This window comes from Deltaproteobacteria bacterium, assembly GCA_016875225.1.
Classification (GTDB): domain Bacteria; phylum Myxococcota_A; class UBA9160; order SZUA-336; family SZUA-336; genus VGRW01.
The window spans coordinates 1-13,393 of sequence record VGRW01000089.1; the positions used below are offsets into that span (position 1 = coordinate 1).

General features: G+C 68.8%; 16 protein-coding genes. 5 read left to right on the forward strand and 11 right to left on the reverse strand.

Annotated elements, in window-relative coordinates:
- Positions 1–615, forward strand: a 615-nt coding sequence (locus FJ108_15790; GenBank protein MBM4337346.1) for an alpha/beta hydrolase, incomplete at its 5' end; no start/stop codon positions are given.
- Positions 616–644: 29 nt separating this feature from the next.
- Here FJ108_15790 and FJ108_15795 read toward each other — a convergent pair.
- From FJ108_15795 to FJ108_15815, 5 genes are read right to left on the reverse strand one after another with little or no spacing between them, the layout of a single operon-like run.
- Positions 645–1,406, reverse strand: coding sequence for a glucose 1-dehydrogenase (locus FJ108_15795; protein ID MBM4337347.1), 762 nt, complete (start codon positions 1,404–1,406; stop codon positions 645–647).
- Complete coding sequence (locus tag FJ108_15800) at positions 1,403–1,852, reverse strand: VOC family protein (GenBank protein MBM4337348.1); 450 nt, start codon at positions 1,850–1,852, stop codon at positions 1,403–1,405. The genes FJ108_15795 and FJ108_15800 overlap by 4 nt, the downstream gene beginning before the upstream one ends.
- 4 nt (positions 1,853–1,856) lie before the next feature.
- On the reverse strand, positions 1,857–2,276 hold the full coding sequence (locus FJ108_15805) for a nuclear transport factor 2 family protein (GenBank protein MBM4337349.1): 420 nt from the start codon (positions 2,274–2,276) through the stop codon (positions 1,857–1,859).
- Positions 2,277–2,285: 9 nt separating this feature from the next.
- The gene (locus tag FJ108_15810; GenBank protein MBM4337350.1) at positions 2,286–2,645 is read right to left on the reverse strand and encodes an antibiotic biosynthesis monooxygenase; all 360 of its coding nucleotides are present in this window, start codon (positions 2,643–2,645) and stop codon (positions 2,286–2,288) included.
- Positions 2,646–2,649: 4 nt separating this feature from the next.
- The gene (locus FJ108_15815; protein MBM4337351.1) at positions 2,650–3,612 is read right to left on the reverse strand and encodes a TIGR03621 family F420-dependent LLM class oxidoreductase; all 963 of its coding nucleotides are present in this window, start codon (positions 3,610–3,612) and stop codon (positions 2,650–2,652) included.
- A gap of 98 nt (positions 3,613–3,710) precedes the next feature.
- Between FJ108_15815 and FJ108_15820 the strand changes: the two genes are divergently transcribed.
- Positions 3,711–4,313: a TetR/AcrR family transcriptional regulator gene (locus tag FJ108_15820; GenBank protein ID MBM4337352.1), complete on the forward strand. Its 603-nt coding sequence runs from the start codon at positions 3,711–3,713 to the stop codon at positions 4,311–4,313.
- 13 nt (positions 4,314–4,326) lie between these two features.
- Positions 4,327–5,598 (forward strand): cytochrome P450, encoded by a 1,272-nt coding sequence (locus FJ108_15825; GenBank protein MBM4337353.1) that lies wholly within the window; start codon positions 4,327–4,329, stop codon positions 5,596–5,598.
- Between the two features lie 14 nt (positions 5,599–5,612).
- Here the strand turns inward: FJ108_15825 and FJ108_15830 are convergent, their stop codons facing one another.
- Genes FJ108_15830 through FJ108_15855 form a run of 6 tightly spaced genes read right to left on the reverse strand, consistent with a single transcriptional unit; the run spans position 5,613 to position 11,044 of the window.
- Positions 5,613–6,206, reverse strand: coding sequence for a hypothetical protein (locus FJ108_15830; GenBank protein MBM4337354.1), 594 nt, complete (start codon positions 6,204–6,206; stop codon positions 5,613–5,615).
- Positions 6,207–6,239: 33 nt separating this feature from the next.
- Positions 6,240–7,802 (reverse strand): aromatic ring-hydroxylating dioxygenase subunit alpha, encoded by a 1,563-nt coding sequence (locus tag FJ108_15835; GenBank protein ID MBM4337355.1) that lies wholly within the window; start codon positions 7,800–7,802, stop codon positions 6,240–6,242.
- Positions 7,803–7,855: 53 nt separating this feature from the next.
- On the reverse strand, positions 7,856–8,599 hold the full coding sequence (locus FJ108_15840; GenBank protein MBM4337356.1) for a ThuA domain-containing protein: 744 nt from the start codon (positions 8,597–8,599) through the stop codon (positions 7,856–7,858).
- A gap of 7 nt (positions 8,600–8,606) precedes the next feature.
- Positions 8,607–9,365 carry an SDR family oxidoreductase gene (locus FJ108_15845; GenBank protein ID MBM4337357.1) on the reverse strand — a complete coding sequence of 253 codons (759 nt, stop codon included), beginning with the start codon at positions 9,363–9,365 and terminating at the stop codon, positions 8,607–8,609.
- Between the two features lie 52 nt (positions 9,366–9,417).
- Positions 9,418–9,885 (reverse strand): pyridoxamine 5'-phosphate oxidase family protein, encoded by a 468-nt coding sequence (locus tag FJ108_15850; protein ID MBM4337358.1) that lies wholly within the window; start codon positions 9,883–9,885, stop codon positions 9,418–9,420.
- Positions 9,878–11,044 carry an aromatic ring-hydroxylating dioxygenase subunit alpha gene (locus tag FJ108_15855; protein MBM4337359.1) on the reverse strand — a complete coding sequence of 389 codons (1,167 nt, stop codon included), beginning with the start codon at positions 11,042–11,044 and terminating at the stop codon, positions 9,878–9,880. Before FJ108_15855 ends, FJ108_15850 begins: the two co-directional genes overlap by 8 nt.
- An 848-nt stretch (positions 11,045–11,892) precedes the next feature.
- Between FJ108_15855 and FJ108_15860 the strand changes: the two genes are divergently transcribed.
- Positions 11,893–13,008, forward strand: a complete 1,116-nt coding sequence (locus tag FJ108_15860; protein ID MBM4337360.1) for a Fic family protein — start codon at positions 11,893–11,895, stop codon at positions 13,006–13,008.
- A gap of 86 nt (positions 13,009–13,094) precedes the next feature.
- Positions 13,095–13,352: a hypothetical protein gene (locus FJ108_15865; GenBank protein ID MBM4337361.1), complete on the forward strand. Its 258-nt coding sequence runs from the start codon at positions 13,095–13,097 to the stop codon at positions 13,350–13,352.
- The last annotated feature ends 41 nt before the right edge of the window (positions 13,353–13,393 follow it).

Genomic DNA, 13,393 nt, shown 5'->3' on the forward strand with positions numbered 1-13,393 from the left:
GGGGCGCTGACTCCGTCGTCGGCGCCCGAGGTCGCGCCGTTCCCGGCGGGCCTGCACGACTGCGTGTCGGGCGTGAAGTGGCTGCACGAGAACGCGGCCCGCCTCGGTGTCGACCCCGCGCGCATCATCGTCGCGGGCGAGAGCGGCGGCGGGAACCTGACCCTGGCCACGGGGCTCAAGCTCAAGCAGGACGGCGAGCTCGCGCGCGTGCGCGGCCTGTACGCGCTCTGCCCGTACATCGCCGGCCAATGGCCGCAGGAGCGCCTGCCGTCGTCGATCGAGAACAACGGCATCCTGCTCGACCTGCACAACAACCGCGGCGCGATGGCCTACGGCATCGCCGAGCTCGAGCGCAAGAACCCGCTCGCCTGGCCCGGCTTCGCTTCCGAGCAGGACGTGAAGGGCCTGCCGCCGACCCTCATCAGCGTGAACGAGTGCGACCCCCTGCGCGACGAGGGCATCGAGTTCTACCGCACGCTGCTCCGCGCCGGAGTCCCCGCGCAGTGCCGCCAGGTGATGGGCACCGTCCACGGCACGGAGATCTTCGCGATCGCCTGCCCCGACGTGAGCCGCGAGACGGCCGCGAGCATCGCGCGGTTCTGCCGGGAGGTTTGAGTCGACTTCGCAGGCGAGATGCTTGGGAGCTACTGCGCGGTCATCCCGCCGTCGACGGTGAACTCGGCGCCGGTCACGTACTTCGACTCGTCCGACGCGAGGTAGAGCACGCAATCGGCGATGTCCTGCGGCTGGCCCAGCCGGCCGAGCGGCACGAGCGGGCCGAGCTGCACCTGCGACGGGTCGCTCGTGCGCATGGCCTGGGCCTGCATGTTCGTCCAGATGAAGCCCGGGTGGACGGAGTTGCAGCGGATGCCGTCGTGCGCGAGCTCGAGCGCGACCGACTTCGTGGCGATGCGCACGCCCCCCTTCGCCGCGCCGTAAGCCACCGCGGTGCGCAGGCCGATCAGACCGGCGACCGACGACAGGTTCACGATCGAGCCGCCGCCCGAGCGGCGCATCGCGGCGATCACGGCGCGGCAGCCGAGGAACACGCTGGTCAGGTTCACGTCGATCTGGCGGTTCCACTCCGCGAGCGTCATCGCCTCGAGGGGCTTCAGCACCGCGATGCCCGCGTTGTTCACGAGCACGTCGAGCCGGCCGTACGCTTCGAGCGTGCGCGCGACGACCGCTTCCCAACCGGGCTCGCTGGTCACGTCCTGGTGCAGCGCGAGCGCCTCGCCGCCGTCCTTGCGGATGGCGTCCGCGCACTGGCGCACGCCCGCTTCGTCGATGTCGGTCGCGACCACGCGCGCGCCCTCGCGAGCGAGCGTCATCGCGATCGCGCGCCCGAGCCCCGGGTCCGACGCCGCGCCGGTGACGAGCGCGACCTTGCCTGCGACTCTGCTCACAGCTCCACCAGCTCCAGCACGGTCCCGTCGGGGTCCTTGAAGCACACGAAGCGCGCGCGCGAGCCCGAGCCCTCGGGCATCTGCGCGGGCTTCGACAGGAACACGGCACCGGCGGCCGCGAGCTTCGCGATGTCGCCGTCGAGGTCCGAGGTCGCGAGCGCGACGCGCGCGATGCCGTAGTGGTAGAGATGCGGGTACGGCGGCCCGGCGTCGTGCGGCTCGAGCCACTGCAAGAGGTCGATCACGACCGGCGAAGTCGCGCCCGCGAGCGCGAGCAGACCGCCCTTCACGCGATACGGAGGCATGCCGACCGCCGCGGCGACCTCGGGCGTATTCGTCTCCGGCACGCGCCACATCTCCTCGAAGCCGAGCACGCGGTAGAACGCGCGCGAGCGCTCGTAGTCGCTGCAGTTGACGTTGAAGTGCACCATTCCGGTGATCGCCATGGACTCAGCCTCGCTTGGGATCGTTCAGGTCCGCGGGGCCGAAGAACGTGACGAAGAGCTCCCGCCGCTCGAAGCGCCAGCGGCCATCCGAGCAACGCACGTAGGCGTCGCGGTAGCGCGCGATGTTCTGCCCGCCCGCGCCGCCCGCGCCCTGCAGGAACTCGAGCACCTGCCAGCGCCCGCTCGCGCGCTCGCCCTGGAGCTCGATGATCCCGTCGCTCGCCTGCTGCACCACCCAGCGCACGCCCGAGACCAGCCGCTTGTAGTGCGCGAAGATCGCCTCGCGCCCGCGCACGGTCTGCCCGAGCAGCACCCACTCGGCGTCCTCGGCCCAGGTGTCGGCCCAGGCCTTGTCGTCCTTCTCGGCGATGGCGTGGCAATAGCTCGCGACCAGATTTCGGATGGCTCGATCGTCGTCTTGCATGGCTTGAGCTTACTCCGTGAAGAAGTCCGCGCGCGGAGTGAACGTCGCGTCGTACACGGGCTCCTTTGCGTCGACGCGAAACTTGCTGGTGTCTGCGCCCGCGAGACCGATCCGACCCAGCAGGCGGCGCATGTTCAGGTAGTTCGCGTGCTTGAAGTGCGCCGCCAGGCTCGCCTCGTCCCGCCACAGCTCGTACACGCAGACGCGGTTGGGAACGCACGGGTCGGGCGAGAAGACGTAGGCGAGGCAGCCGGGCTCCTCGTCGCGCGTCTTCTTCTGCAGCTCGCGTGCGGCCTCGATGGCCTCGGCTCGTTTGCCCTCGTTCGCGAAGTCGATGGTTCCGGCGATGATGATCAGCTTGGACGTCATGGACCTACCTCCCTGCGAGCCGCGCGACGACCGGGGCGAACGGCTCGAGTGCACCGTCGCCGACCGTCACGTAGCTGATGCCATACTCGGCGCGCCTGCGTTCCAGCTCCTCGCAGATCGCATCGACGCTGCCGAACAGACCGTGCGGGTGGCGCAACATCTCGTCCTGGCTGAGCCCCATCGCCTGACCCAGCCCTGCCGCGATCTTCTCCGCGCCGGGCTGCACGAACGTGAAGTAGGCGCCGATTTCGAGCTCGAGGCTCTCGTAGCGCGGGCCGGCCGCTGCCTTCACCCAGCCGATCTTCTCGGCCGTGGCTTCGGCGGTGCTCGAGCGGACGCCGTCGGGCCCGATCACTCCGGAGCGGTTGTTGAAGTTCAGGCTCACGATGTCGGCCTCGCGTGCGGCGAGCGAGAGCACGCGCCGCCCGCCGCCGCCGACCATGAGCGGGGGGAACAGTCGCCTCGGCGCCCCGGCGAAGCCGGCGAGTCGGATGTTCTCTCCGCCGATCGCGACCTCGTCGCCCGAGAACAGCGCGCGGAACGCGGCGATCGTCTCCGCCAGCCGCGCGATGCGCTTGGCCGGCGGATCGAGCGAGATGCCGAGCGCCTCGTACTCGGCGGCGAGCCATCCGGCGCCGAGCCCGAGCTCGAGGCGCCCGTCGGAGAGCAGATCGATCGTGGCCGCCTGCTTCGCGAGCACGGCCGGATGCTGGTAGTCGACGCAGAACACGCGACACCCGACCTTGAGCGTCGTCGTCGCGTCCGCCGCGGCCATCATTGCGGGGACCGCCGCGAGTTCCTGAACCGGGTGGTTGCTCTTCGCGATCGCCGGACCGGGGCCGAGGACGTGGTCGGCGAGGTGCAGCGCCGAGTAGCCGAGCGCCTCGGCGCGTCTCGCGCGCTCGCGCCACTCCTTGCCGGAAGCCGCGCTGAACGATTGCACGGCGAAGCGGAAGGGCCTGGGCATGGGAGCCTCCGTCGATCCGGAATCGAGCCTTCGTGGCATCCGTGTGGCACACGCTGTGGATTGACAATTTATCTACTACGAGTAGACAATGCAGTCAAATGCCGAAGCGCGCGATCACGACGGCGCGGCGGCGCGGGCGCCCGCCGCTCGCGAGCCGGGAGCAGCTGCTCGATGCCGCCGAGCGCGCGATTCGCCGCCACGGCCCGACGGTATCGCTGGATCGGATCGCGGATCGCGCGGGGGTTTCGAAGCCGGTGCTGTTCTCGCACGTGGGCGACCGGCGCGAGCTCGTGCGGGCGCTCTCGGAGCGATTGCTCGGGCGGCTCGAGGCAGCGGTGCGCGCGGCGCAGGCGCGCGGGCGGGAAGGGCGCCCGGCGCTGCAGCGCGTGATCGCCGCGCAGCTCGAGACGATCGCCGAGCACCGACACCTGTACGCGTTCGTGAACGGTGCCGGCGGCGGCGACACCGCGCTCGAGTTCGCGCGCCGCGCGGCGGCCCCGCTCGAGGACGACATCCGCCTCGCGCGCACGCGCGCAGGTCAGAGCGGCGCCGTCGCCGCGTCGTGGTCGTTCGCGATCATCGGCATGATGTACATGGTCGGATCGTGGTGGGTTGCCGAGAGGCCGCGGGCTCTCGACGCGGACTCGCTCGCCAGGCAGCTCACCGAGCTGTTGTGGAGCGGCGTCGCGCCGCTCGGGTAGCCAGGGGACGGGGGTGACGCGGATGAACGAAGGCGTGGATTACCAGCGCTACGACCCGTTCGACCCCGAGATGCAGCAGGACCCGTTCCCGTGGTACGCGGCGCTGCGCGAGCACGCGCCGGTCTGGCGGCACCCGGGCACCGGGATCGTGTTCGTCTCGCGACACGGTCTCGTGTCGAGAGTTCTGGCCGACACGGCCGTGTACTCGTCGCGCGTCGCGAGCCTGCCGACGCCCGGGTCGAGCGAGGCGAGCCGGCGCATCGAGGCGATCATGGAGGAGGGCGTCCCGCTAGCCTCGACGATGCTGACCGAGGATCCGCCGCTGCAGACGCGCTACCGCAAGACGGTCGGCAAGGCGCTCTCGACGCGCCGCATCCTCGCGCTCGAGCCGGTGATCCGCGAGCTCACCGACGAGATCCTCGAGTCGTGGCCAGAGCGTGGCCGCGTGGACGTGATGGCCACGCTCGCGATCCCGCTCCCGATCCGCGTGATCGGCCACTTCTTGTGCATGAAGCCGGAGGTCCTCCAGCACGTGAAGCGCTGGTCCGACGCCTCGGTGGCGGGGCTCGGAGTGATGATCTCGGACGCGGAGCGGATCGCGGCGGCGCGCAGCGTGGTCGAGCTGCAGAAGTACTGGCAGTCGGAGTTCGAGGCGCGCAGGTCTGCGCCGAACGACGACATCCTCTCGGCGCTCAGCAAGGCGCCGTTCGAGGACGAGACCGGCGTCGAGCGGCTCCTCGGCATGCCGGAGCTGATCTCGATCATCCAGCAGCTCATGGTCGCAGGGAACGAGACGACCACGAAGGTGATCAACGAGACCTTCAAGCTCCTGCTCGCGAACCCGCACTGGTTCGCGCGCATGCAGGCCGATCCGGGCGTGACGCCGCTCGTGGTCGAAGAGGCGCTGCGCCTCTCGTCGCCGAACCAGGGCATGTTCCGCTTCGTGAAGCAGGACACGGAGCTGGACGGCGTGGCGATTCCGAAGGGCGCGATCGTCTGGGTGATGTTCGGCTCCGCGAACCGCGACGAGGTGGTGTTTCCCGACCCGGACGATTTCGATCCCGAGCGCCCGAATCTGAAAGAGAGCCTCGCGTTCGGACGCGGCGCGCACTTCTGCATCGGAGCGCCGCTCGCGCGTCTCGAGCTCCGCGTGCTCTTCGAAGCGGTCGCGAAGCGATTGGAGTCGTTCGCGCTTCCGGCCGGGTACCGGCTCGGCTACGAGCCGAGCTTCATCTTGCGCGGCCTCGCCGGTCTCGAACTCGACGTCACGAAGCGGGCGAGCTGAAGCCGCCGCCGGCCTCAGCGCGGTGCCAGGCCCCTGCGCTTGCGCTCGCGGTTCATCCGCTCGGCATCGCTCTCGAGCCGCGCGCCGAGCTCCTCCTCATCGATCTTCCCGAACAGGTGCGCGTTCGCGGTCCTGCTGTTGTACATGATCTTCTTCTCGGGCGTGATCGCCAGGATCGTGCGCAGCGGCGAGTCGAGCAGCGAGTAGAAGAACTTCTCGCCCGAGTCACTAGCGGGGAAGAGCTTGCGCGAGAGCGCGGAGTAGAACCACTTCTTGGTGTCGTCGTCCTCGAAGAACGCCGCGCGTCCCTTGAACGTGATCGCGCCCTGCGGCAGGCCCGACGGGGAGCCCGCGCGATAGCCGGCGCTGCTCACGTTGACCGACACGCGAGCGTCGCGCCGGATCGCCGCGGCGCGGTGGCGGTGCGCGGCGAACGTCAGCCAGATCTTCCCGTCGTGCCAGACGAACGCGTGAGTCACGCCGACGGGCCAGCCGTCCCTGGTCGACCACATCAGCACGCACTCCTGCGAGTGGGTCGCGAGTTGATCGACCTCCTCGTCGGTGAACGGGTAGATCGACACGATCTCGTGGTCGTGGGCTCGCGCCATGCTCTTCTCCCTTCGATCGAGCGGCGGCGGCCGCTACGGCTTCTGGATCCACTCGTCGAGCAACTTGTGGAAGTGACGCAGCTTGGTCTCGCCGTACGAGGCGAGCTGCAGCTTCTCCATCTTCGTCGCGTGGAGCCCCTGCTGCACGAACGGCAGATTTCGCCAGTCCTGATCGAACACCTTCGCGAGCATCCCGAGCTCGGGAGCCTCGACCCAGTCGTCGTCGGGCCCCAGCCAGTGGATCGGGATCCGCTTCGGGTACACCCCGTCCGCCGGTATCGGCGCGAGAAACATGCACTCCATGATGCTCTCGTCCGGGTCGTTCCCGTTCGGTCGGAAGCGGTAGACGATCCGGTTGAACGAGCCCCAGGGGTGGAAGTTCGGGAAGAGCGTGAAGTAGACGCTGGCGAATTCGACGTCCGCGGCCCGATCGGCGAGATCGCCGATCACCCCACGGAGGCTCTCGCGCTGCATCGCGGCCAGGGCTCGGTGTCGCGCGACGAGGTCGTTCGGGTCGAACGGCGGCACCGTCGCGACTCGGGCGGCGGCGCGCGGGTCGAGGCCTCTCGACGGAAGCTGCCGGCCGCCCAGCAGGTCGCACATGTGCGGGTTGACCTCTCCGAGCTCGCCCGACACCCAGTCGGCGTTCGGCGTGAACACGCCGCTCCGGCCGTCGGGCGCGACCGCGTCCAGGTTTCCGTCGCTGCGAAGCGTGTAGACGATGCCCGAGCGCGCGTCGCGCGCGCTCGGCGCTGGAGGCGCAGGTCCCCAGTCGGGCAGGCCGTACTGCTCCATGCCCGCCACCGTGATCGCCCTGGAGTAGTTGCCGAACACGTCGTACTTCGTGTTCCCGTCCTGGGTGTGACCGGTGATGATCTGCGGGTGCGTCGTGATGACGTGGTAGGCCTCCATGAAGGCCTGCATCGTCGTCTTCCAGTTCGCGCGCACGATCTTGGCGACGTGCGCCTCCTTGTAGCGCCTCTCGTACGGCAGGACGCTGAAGTGACTCGACAGGTCGCCGACGAAGTCCTCGAGAGACTGTCCGCTCGGGTCCGGATTGATGAACACGAAGCGGCCCCAGCGTCCGACGCGAGCCTCGGGGAGGTTCTGCTTCGTCTTGTCGAGATACGCGAAGTCCCACTCGCAGGGGATCTCCTTCAGCGTCCCGTCGAGGTGCCAGCACCAGCCGTGGAACGCGCAGCGCAGCTCGGTGGCCTTCTTGCCGGGCGCTTCCTTCAGCTTGCGGCCGCGGTGGAGGCAGGCGTTGTAGTACGCCTTGATCTCGTCCGGGGCGGTGCGGACGACGAGGAAGGACAGCCCGGCGATGTCGTAGGGCAGCGAGTCGCCGACTTCGGGGATGTCGTCCTCGTGGCAGGCCATCTGCCAGACGCGCTTCCAGACCTTCTCGACCTCGAGATCGTGAAACGCGCGCGTGGTGAACTGCGCGACCGGCACGATCGTGACGCCTTCCATGCGCGAGTCGCGCCGGTACGAATCGGGAACCGGCCGCGAGTCCTCCGCGAGCAGCTTGTGGTACTTCTCCTCGATCTGTCTGGGCCCGTAGCTCATCGGAGCGGCTCTCCTGGAGATCGCCATTACACTACTCCCAGTAGATAATCGCGGCAATTCGAGGCAGCGCGCAGCTTCGGTCAGGCTGAGCGGGACTTCGCCCAGTCGAGGCCGCGTCGGAGCAGCTCGTGGTACACGGGAAGCTCCCACGAGCCGCGTTCGACCGTCGGGTAGAAGTCCATGAGCGGCCGCATGTCGTAGTGTCCGCGGCAGTGGCCGAGCGTGAGGTAGAGCACCGCGCCCCGGCCCACCGGGTGCAGGTAGAAGACCGGACGCGCGGCGTCGTCGTTCCACTCGGGCGGGTCGAAGCCGGGCGTCTTGCCGCGAAAGCGCGTCTCGAGCAGCGTCGTCACCGGCCCGTGGAACTCGCTCAGGTAGAGCTCGTCTGTGGCCTCGAAGTCCGAAATCCCCTTCACCAGCGGGTGCGCGGGATCGGAGACGGTGACGCGATACGGCGCGATCGGCGGGTGCGCGAGGAACTGCGAGCCGAGCGTCTGCATGAAGCGCGGCGCGAGTCGCGGGCACTCCACCTTCGCGCCGTCGAACTCGAGGATCGAGTTCGTGCCGTGCAGCGCGAACCAGCGCCCGCCGTCCTCGACGAAGCTCGCGAGCGCCTCCGCCTGTTCGGCCGAGGGCCGCAGGTCGCAGGTGTAGCTGACCAGGAAGTCGCAGGACTTCCACGCGTCGGTCCGGCCCCAGTCGTCGAGGACCCGCGTGCGCACGCGCGCATCCTCCGCGAGGTGCTTCAACAGCTCGATCCGCGCGTAGTCGAAGTCGTGGAAGCGGCCGCCGCAGACGAGCACAGCGCGCAGCGGCCGGCTCACGGGGCCCTCAGAAGGCGACGCGCTTGGTGAAGCCGCCGTCGGTGACCAGGTTCTCGCCGGTGATGAGGCTCGCCGCGGGGCTGGCGAGGAAGGCGACCGCGCGTGCAACCTCTTCCGGTGTACCCATGCGGCCTTGCGGACAGGCCTTGAGCGTCGCTTCGTAGAAGGCGGGCATCGCCTTCTGGATCATCGCCCAGGCGCCGCCCTCGAAGTACACCGGCCCGGGCGAGACCACGTTCACCCGGACGTTCTGTTTCGCGACCGCATGCGCGAGACCGGACGCGTAGTTCACGAGCGCGGCCTTGAGCGCGCCGTAGCCGCCCGGCGCGCCGAACGTCTCGATCGCCGCCGTGGTGCCGATCACCACGATGCTGCCCGCGTCCGACTTCGCGAGATGCGGCAGCGCCGCTTCGCACGCGCGCACCGTGCCCATCAGGTCGACCTCGAAGTTCGCGCGCCAGGCCGCCTCGCCCTGACCTGCGCTCGCCGAGACGTTGCTCACCAGGATGTCGAGCCCGCCGAGCGCCTGCGCCGACTCCTCGATGAAGCCGCGCAGCGCCGCGCCGTCGCCGACGTCGACGGCCTTCGCGAAGACTCTCACGCCGGCGCGCTCGAGCTCCTTCTTCGCGGCGTCGACGCCCGGCTCGCCGCGCGCGCAGATGGCGAGATCGACGCCCTCCGCGGCCAGCGTCGCAGCGATGTGTCGGCCAATGCCCCGGCTCGCCCCCGTGATGACCGCACGGCGGCCCTTGAGTCCCAAATCCATCGCTGATGCTATGGCTGGCGGCGGAATCGAGTCAAGCTCTCGCGAGCCTTGATCAGAGCCGGCAGATCCTCGCGGACTTGCCCTGCATCATCTCGGCCGCGGTCTGCAGCTGGATCTGGAACGGCGTGAGCTTCAGCACGCCGAACGTGTCGTCCATGCCGTCGCGCCAGAAGAGCTGCGGGTCGTAGCCGACCGGCGGCGGAGTGTTCTTCAAGAGACTCCAGATCCGCGTCCGGGTCGCCAGGTCGTCGCACCACTCGGCGCGCGCCTGAACCACGGCGGTGTCGTGCTGCGGATCCCAATAGGCGAGCGCCACATTCGGGTTCTTTGCCAGGTGCCTGGCCTTCAAGGTCTGGCGGCCGGTCGCGATCCAGCCCGTCGAGCCCTCCCAGACCGGATGCAGGATGCGCGAGTACGGTCGGCCCTGGGTGTCCGTCGTCGACACCGTGCACCAGACGATCCGGCCGACCCGGTCCAGGAATTCCTTCTCGATGTCCGCGAAGCGCAGTGAGCTAGCCATGGGAGTCCCCTTCGTCGTGGCCGGCGAGCAGCCGGTCCAGGTGTTGGTGGAAGCGCTGGCCGCCGCCCTCGTTGCGGCCGAACAGAACTTCGCTGCGCGCGCCGGTCAGAAGCGCGCGCTGTTGACGCAGCCCGGTCGCGTAGTCCTCCTCGCGCACGACGTAGCCGAGCAGCTCGAACATCTTCTCCGCCGCCTCGCGCTCGCTCGGGTCGGGCTCCTTCGCCAACAAGTACGACTGCACGGTGACCGACTCGCCGACGCTCGCGCCCGGGAACAGCTGCGAGACGAGCACGGCGCGCGTGCCGGCGTCGAAGGTCGCGATCGAGACGTGCGGGAAGATCGTCCACACTCCGGCCAGCAGCTCGCGCGTGTCCCAGTTCGCCTCGGGCCGCTCGTCGAAGCGCAGCAGTCTCGGGTTCGGAAAGCTGACCCGCTGGTGCGGACCGAAGGCGTCGTAGAGAGCACGGTTGGGCAGGTCCGTGCCGAAGGTCGCCTTGTGCAGGATGGGCAGGTGGTAGAAGTCCAGGTAGCCGTCGTAGGCGATCTTCCAGTTCGGTCCAGGGACGCTTCGGCGCGCGAACAGGTGCCAGCTCGCGAAGTCGAATTGCCCGAGCACCGAGTCGTAGCCACACAGGAAAGCGTCGAGGTCGATCGGCGGGCCGGGCCGCAGCACCGCCCAGATCAATCCCGCGCGCTCGGCGACCGGCAGCCGCACCAGTCCGTGGCACGCGGGATCGACCTCGCCGAAGTCCTTGCGCGCGTAAACGCCGACGAGCGCGCCGTCCTCGTCGTAGCTCCAGGCGTGGTACGGGCAGACGAAGCGACGCGCGCGGCCCGACGGCTCGACCGCGATCTGCGCGCCGCGGTGCGCACAGCTGTTCACGAACGCGCGTGCGGAGCCATCGGAGCCGCGGGTCAGAAGCACGGGCACACCGGCGACCTCGAGCGCCCGGAAGTCTCCCGGCTCGCGCAGCTCGGCGGAGAGCGCCAGCACGAGCGGCGTGCGCTTCCAGACGCGCTCGCGCTCGAGCTCGAAGCGCGCCGGATCGGTGTAGTTCGCAGCTGGCACGCGCAGCACGTCGGGCGTCTGATCGATCGTGTCCGCCTTCACGTGCGCGATGTTGCGGCGGGCCATGCGCAGGAGCTCGTCCCGGCTCATCGCCGCATGGTACACAGGATCGCGTCCCCAACGTGAACCGGAGATCCGGAATCCGACGCGCGCAACTGCCGCGCCATCGGCGAGCGCTGCGACGACGAGCGGGCCGAGACGATCATCGGGCCGTTCGAGGCGGAAGCGATCTGCCACGGGCGCTCGTGGAGGAACGCCGAAGACGTGGACTTCGCGACACTCGCGTCGTGCGACCGAGGCCGCGGAAAGCCAAGGACGGTTCAGGCATTTCACGCCCGAGGAGTCCGGTGGCTACGCCGACGCGCTGTCCGCGTCAGCCAACGGCGCCCGACGGCACCGAGTAGTCGGCGAGAGCCGAGCCCACCGCCTGTGCCCCCCGGCGCCATTCCTCCACCCCCCGCAAACTCGCTCTGCGCATGTTGTGACGGCACAGAGCCGGCGGGACGTAGTTCCCGCGGACAGGAATATTGCGCGGCCGGCAAGAGGCGCGCCCAGCGCGCCGATACGCGATATAGTCGGGCCGCCTGAGAAGGCTCGATCCTGCTGGAGTAGTCGATGTCTCCGCCAGTTCTAGCCGAACGAATCGGCCCTCCCGTGTTCCCGACCCTAGCGGTCGAAGACTCGCTGCGAGCGGGCTTCTTTCGACCTGCAGGACAAACCGCGGCAGGCGGCGCCACCAACGAAGAGAAGGCGCGGCTCGTTCGCGAAACCGCGGTGTTCTTGGAGGTCATGCTGGCCAGCTCCATGGCGCATGAGCTTGGGGCTTCGCAGCCCGGCGGAGCGCTTGGGCCTCACTCGCAGCGGGACGAGGATCTGGTCCTCACGATCGAAACACGCGTCGGGCGTTCGCTGCGAGCGATCATGAGCGATGCCAAGGAATACCTGCACATCGACGTCTCCGGGTCGTCGGAGAGGAGCTGGATTCCCCTCGCGACCCTGACACGGCGGGTTCGATCGGTTCTCGATGCCTGCCCGATCGACGAGATCGAACAGTCCGCCGCGCTCCTCGAGAGCCAAGATTGGGGACATCGAGCACGCGTGGCGTTCGACGGTTTGCAGGCGTTGCTCTTTCGCACCGACGAGCGGTGCGTCGAGCAGCTCAGAATCGCGGGAAGCGCCTACGAGAAGGGCCACATCAGCGTCGAGGAAGTCGCGAAGCTGCTCGCGGTGCACCCCGTCGACGCCCTCGCGATGCTGGACCAGGCCGGATTCCACAGACCGATCGAGCTGCTCGAGATCGCGGCCGAAGCCAGGGCCAAGATCTTCGAGCGGATGCGCACGGATCGTCTCTCCCGCTCGCACGCGTTCGAGCCCAGCGCGGAGATGATCGCGCGAGACGTAGTCGCGAGCGAACGTATCGAGGGCGTCGACGCTCGCCGCTGGATCCCCCGCGAAGGGCCGTGAGCCCCGGGACCCACCTAGATCCGACTCGCCGCTATTCGCCGGAGGAGGACGAGCGACTCGCTCGCCAGCTCCATCGGATAGCGGAGAAGGTCGACCGCGGTGCTCTGAACGACCGTCGAGCGGATCCCGAACTGCTGCTCGGCTTCCACCGGGAGCTCTTTGCGGGAGTCCGTACGCACGCGGGCCAGTGTCGACGGCGCGGCTTCGGCCAGGAGCACCTGGTCTTCGGCCCAAACCAGTCCGCGCATCGCTCCCAGGTCGTCGCGAAACTGGAGGAGGTCTTCGAGAAGCTGCGGGTGAGCCTCGCATCGCTCGACGCGAACCCTACAGATCCGACCTACGAAGAGAGCGCCTTCCGCATCGCGATCTGGGCACACGCAGAAGTCATCCGCATCCACCCGTTCGAGGACGGGAACGGCAGGTGCAGTCGGCTTCTCTTGAACTGGATCTTCGTCCGCACTGGCCTTCGCCCCATCCACTACGCCGCGCCTCGTCAGGAGTACTTGGACTGCCTGAATCGGTATTTCCGGGAATCACGCATCGAGAACCTGATCGCCCTTTGGCTCCGGTTCGCAGACGAGCAGCTATGACCCCGACCTGGGTGAATCGCGGCGGACTTCCCGGAGGCTCCAATCCTCGAGGGGACGGCGCCTCGGGGAGTCTCGAGGCGATTCACATGACGCGCGGCAGGCTGCTCAAGTGGATCCCGGCGCAGGGCGGTTGGCCGGGCGCGAAGATGCTTGTCGACTTGTACGGGCATTTCATGTCCGAGGAGTCCGGCGGCTGCGTGAATGCACTCGCGGTTCCCGATACGGCCACTCGCCGCAAACAACAATTGCCACCGCCCGCACGCCCGACTGGAAAAGCGAGCACCGCCGCGCTCTTCGCTGGTGGCGCAGCCCGGGATCGGGATCAAGCAACTTCTTTTCTGTAGCAGCCGATGGACGTCCGATTCTTCGCCTTCCTGGATTCCTT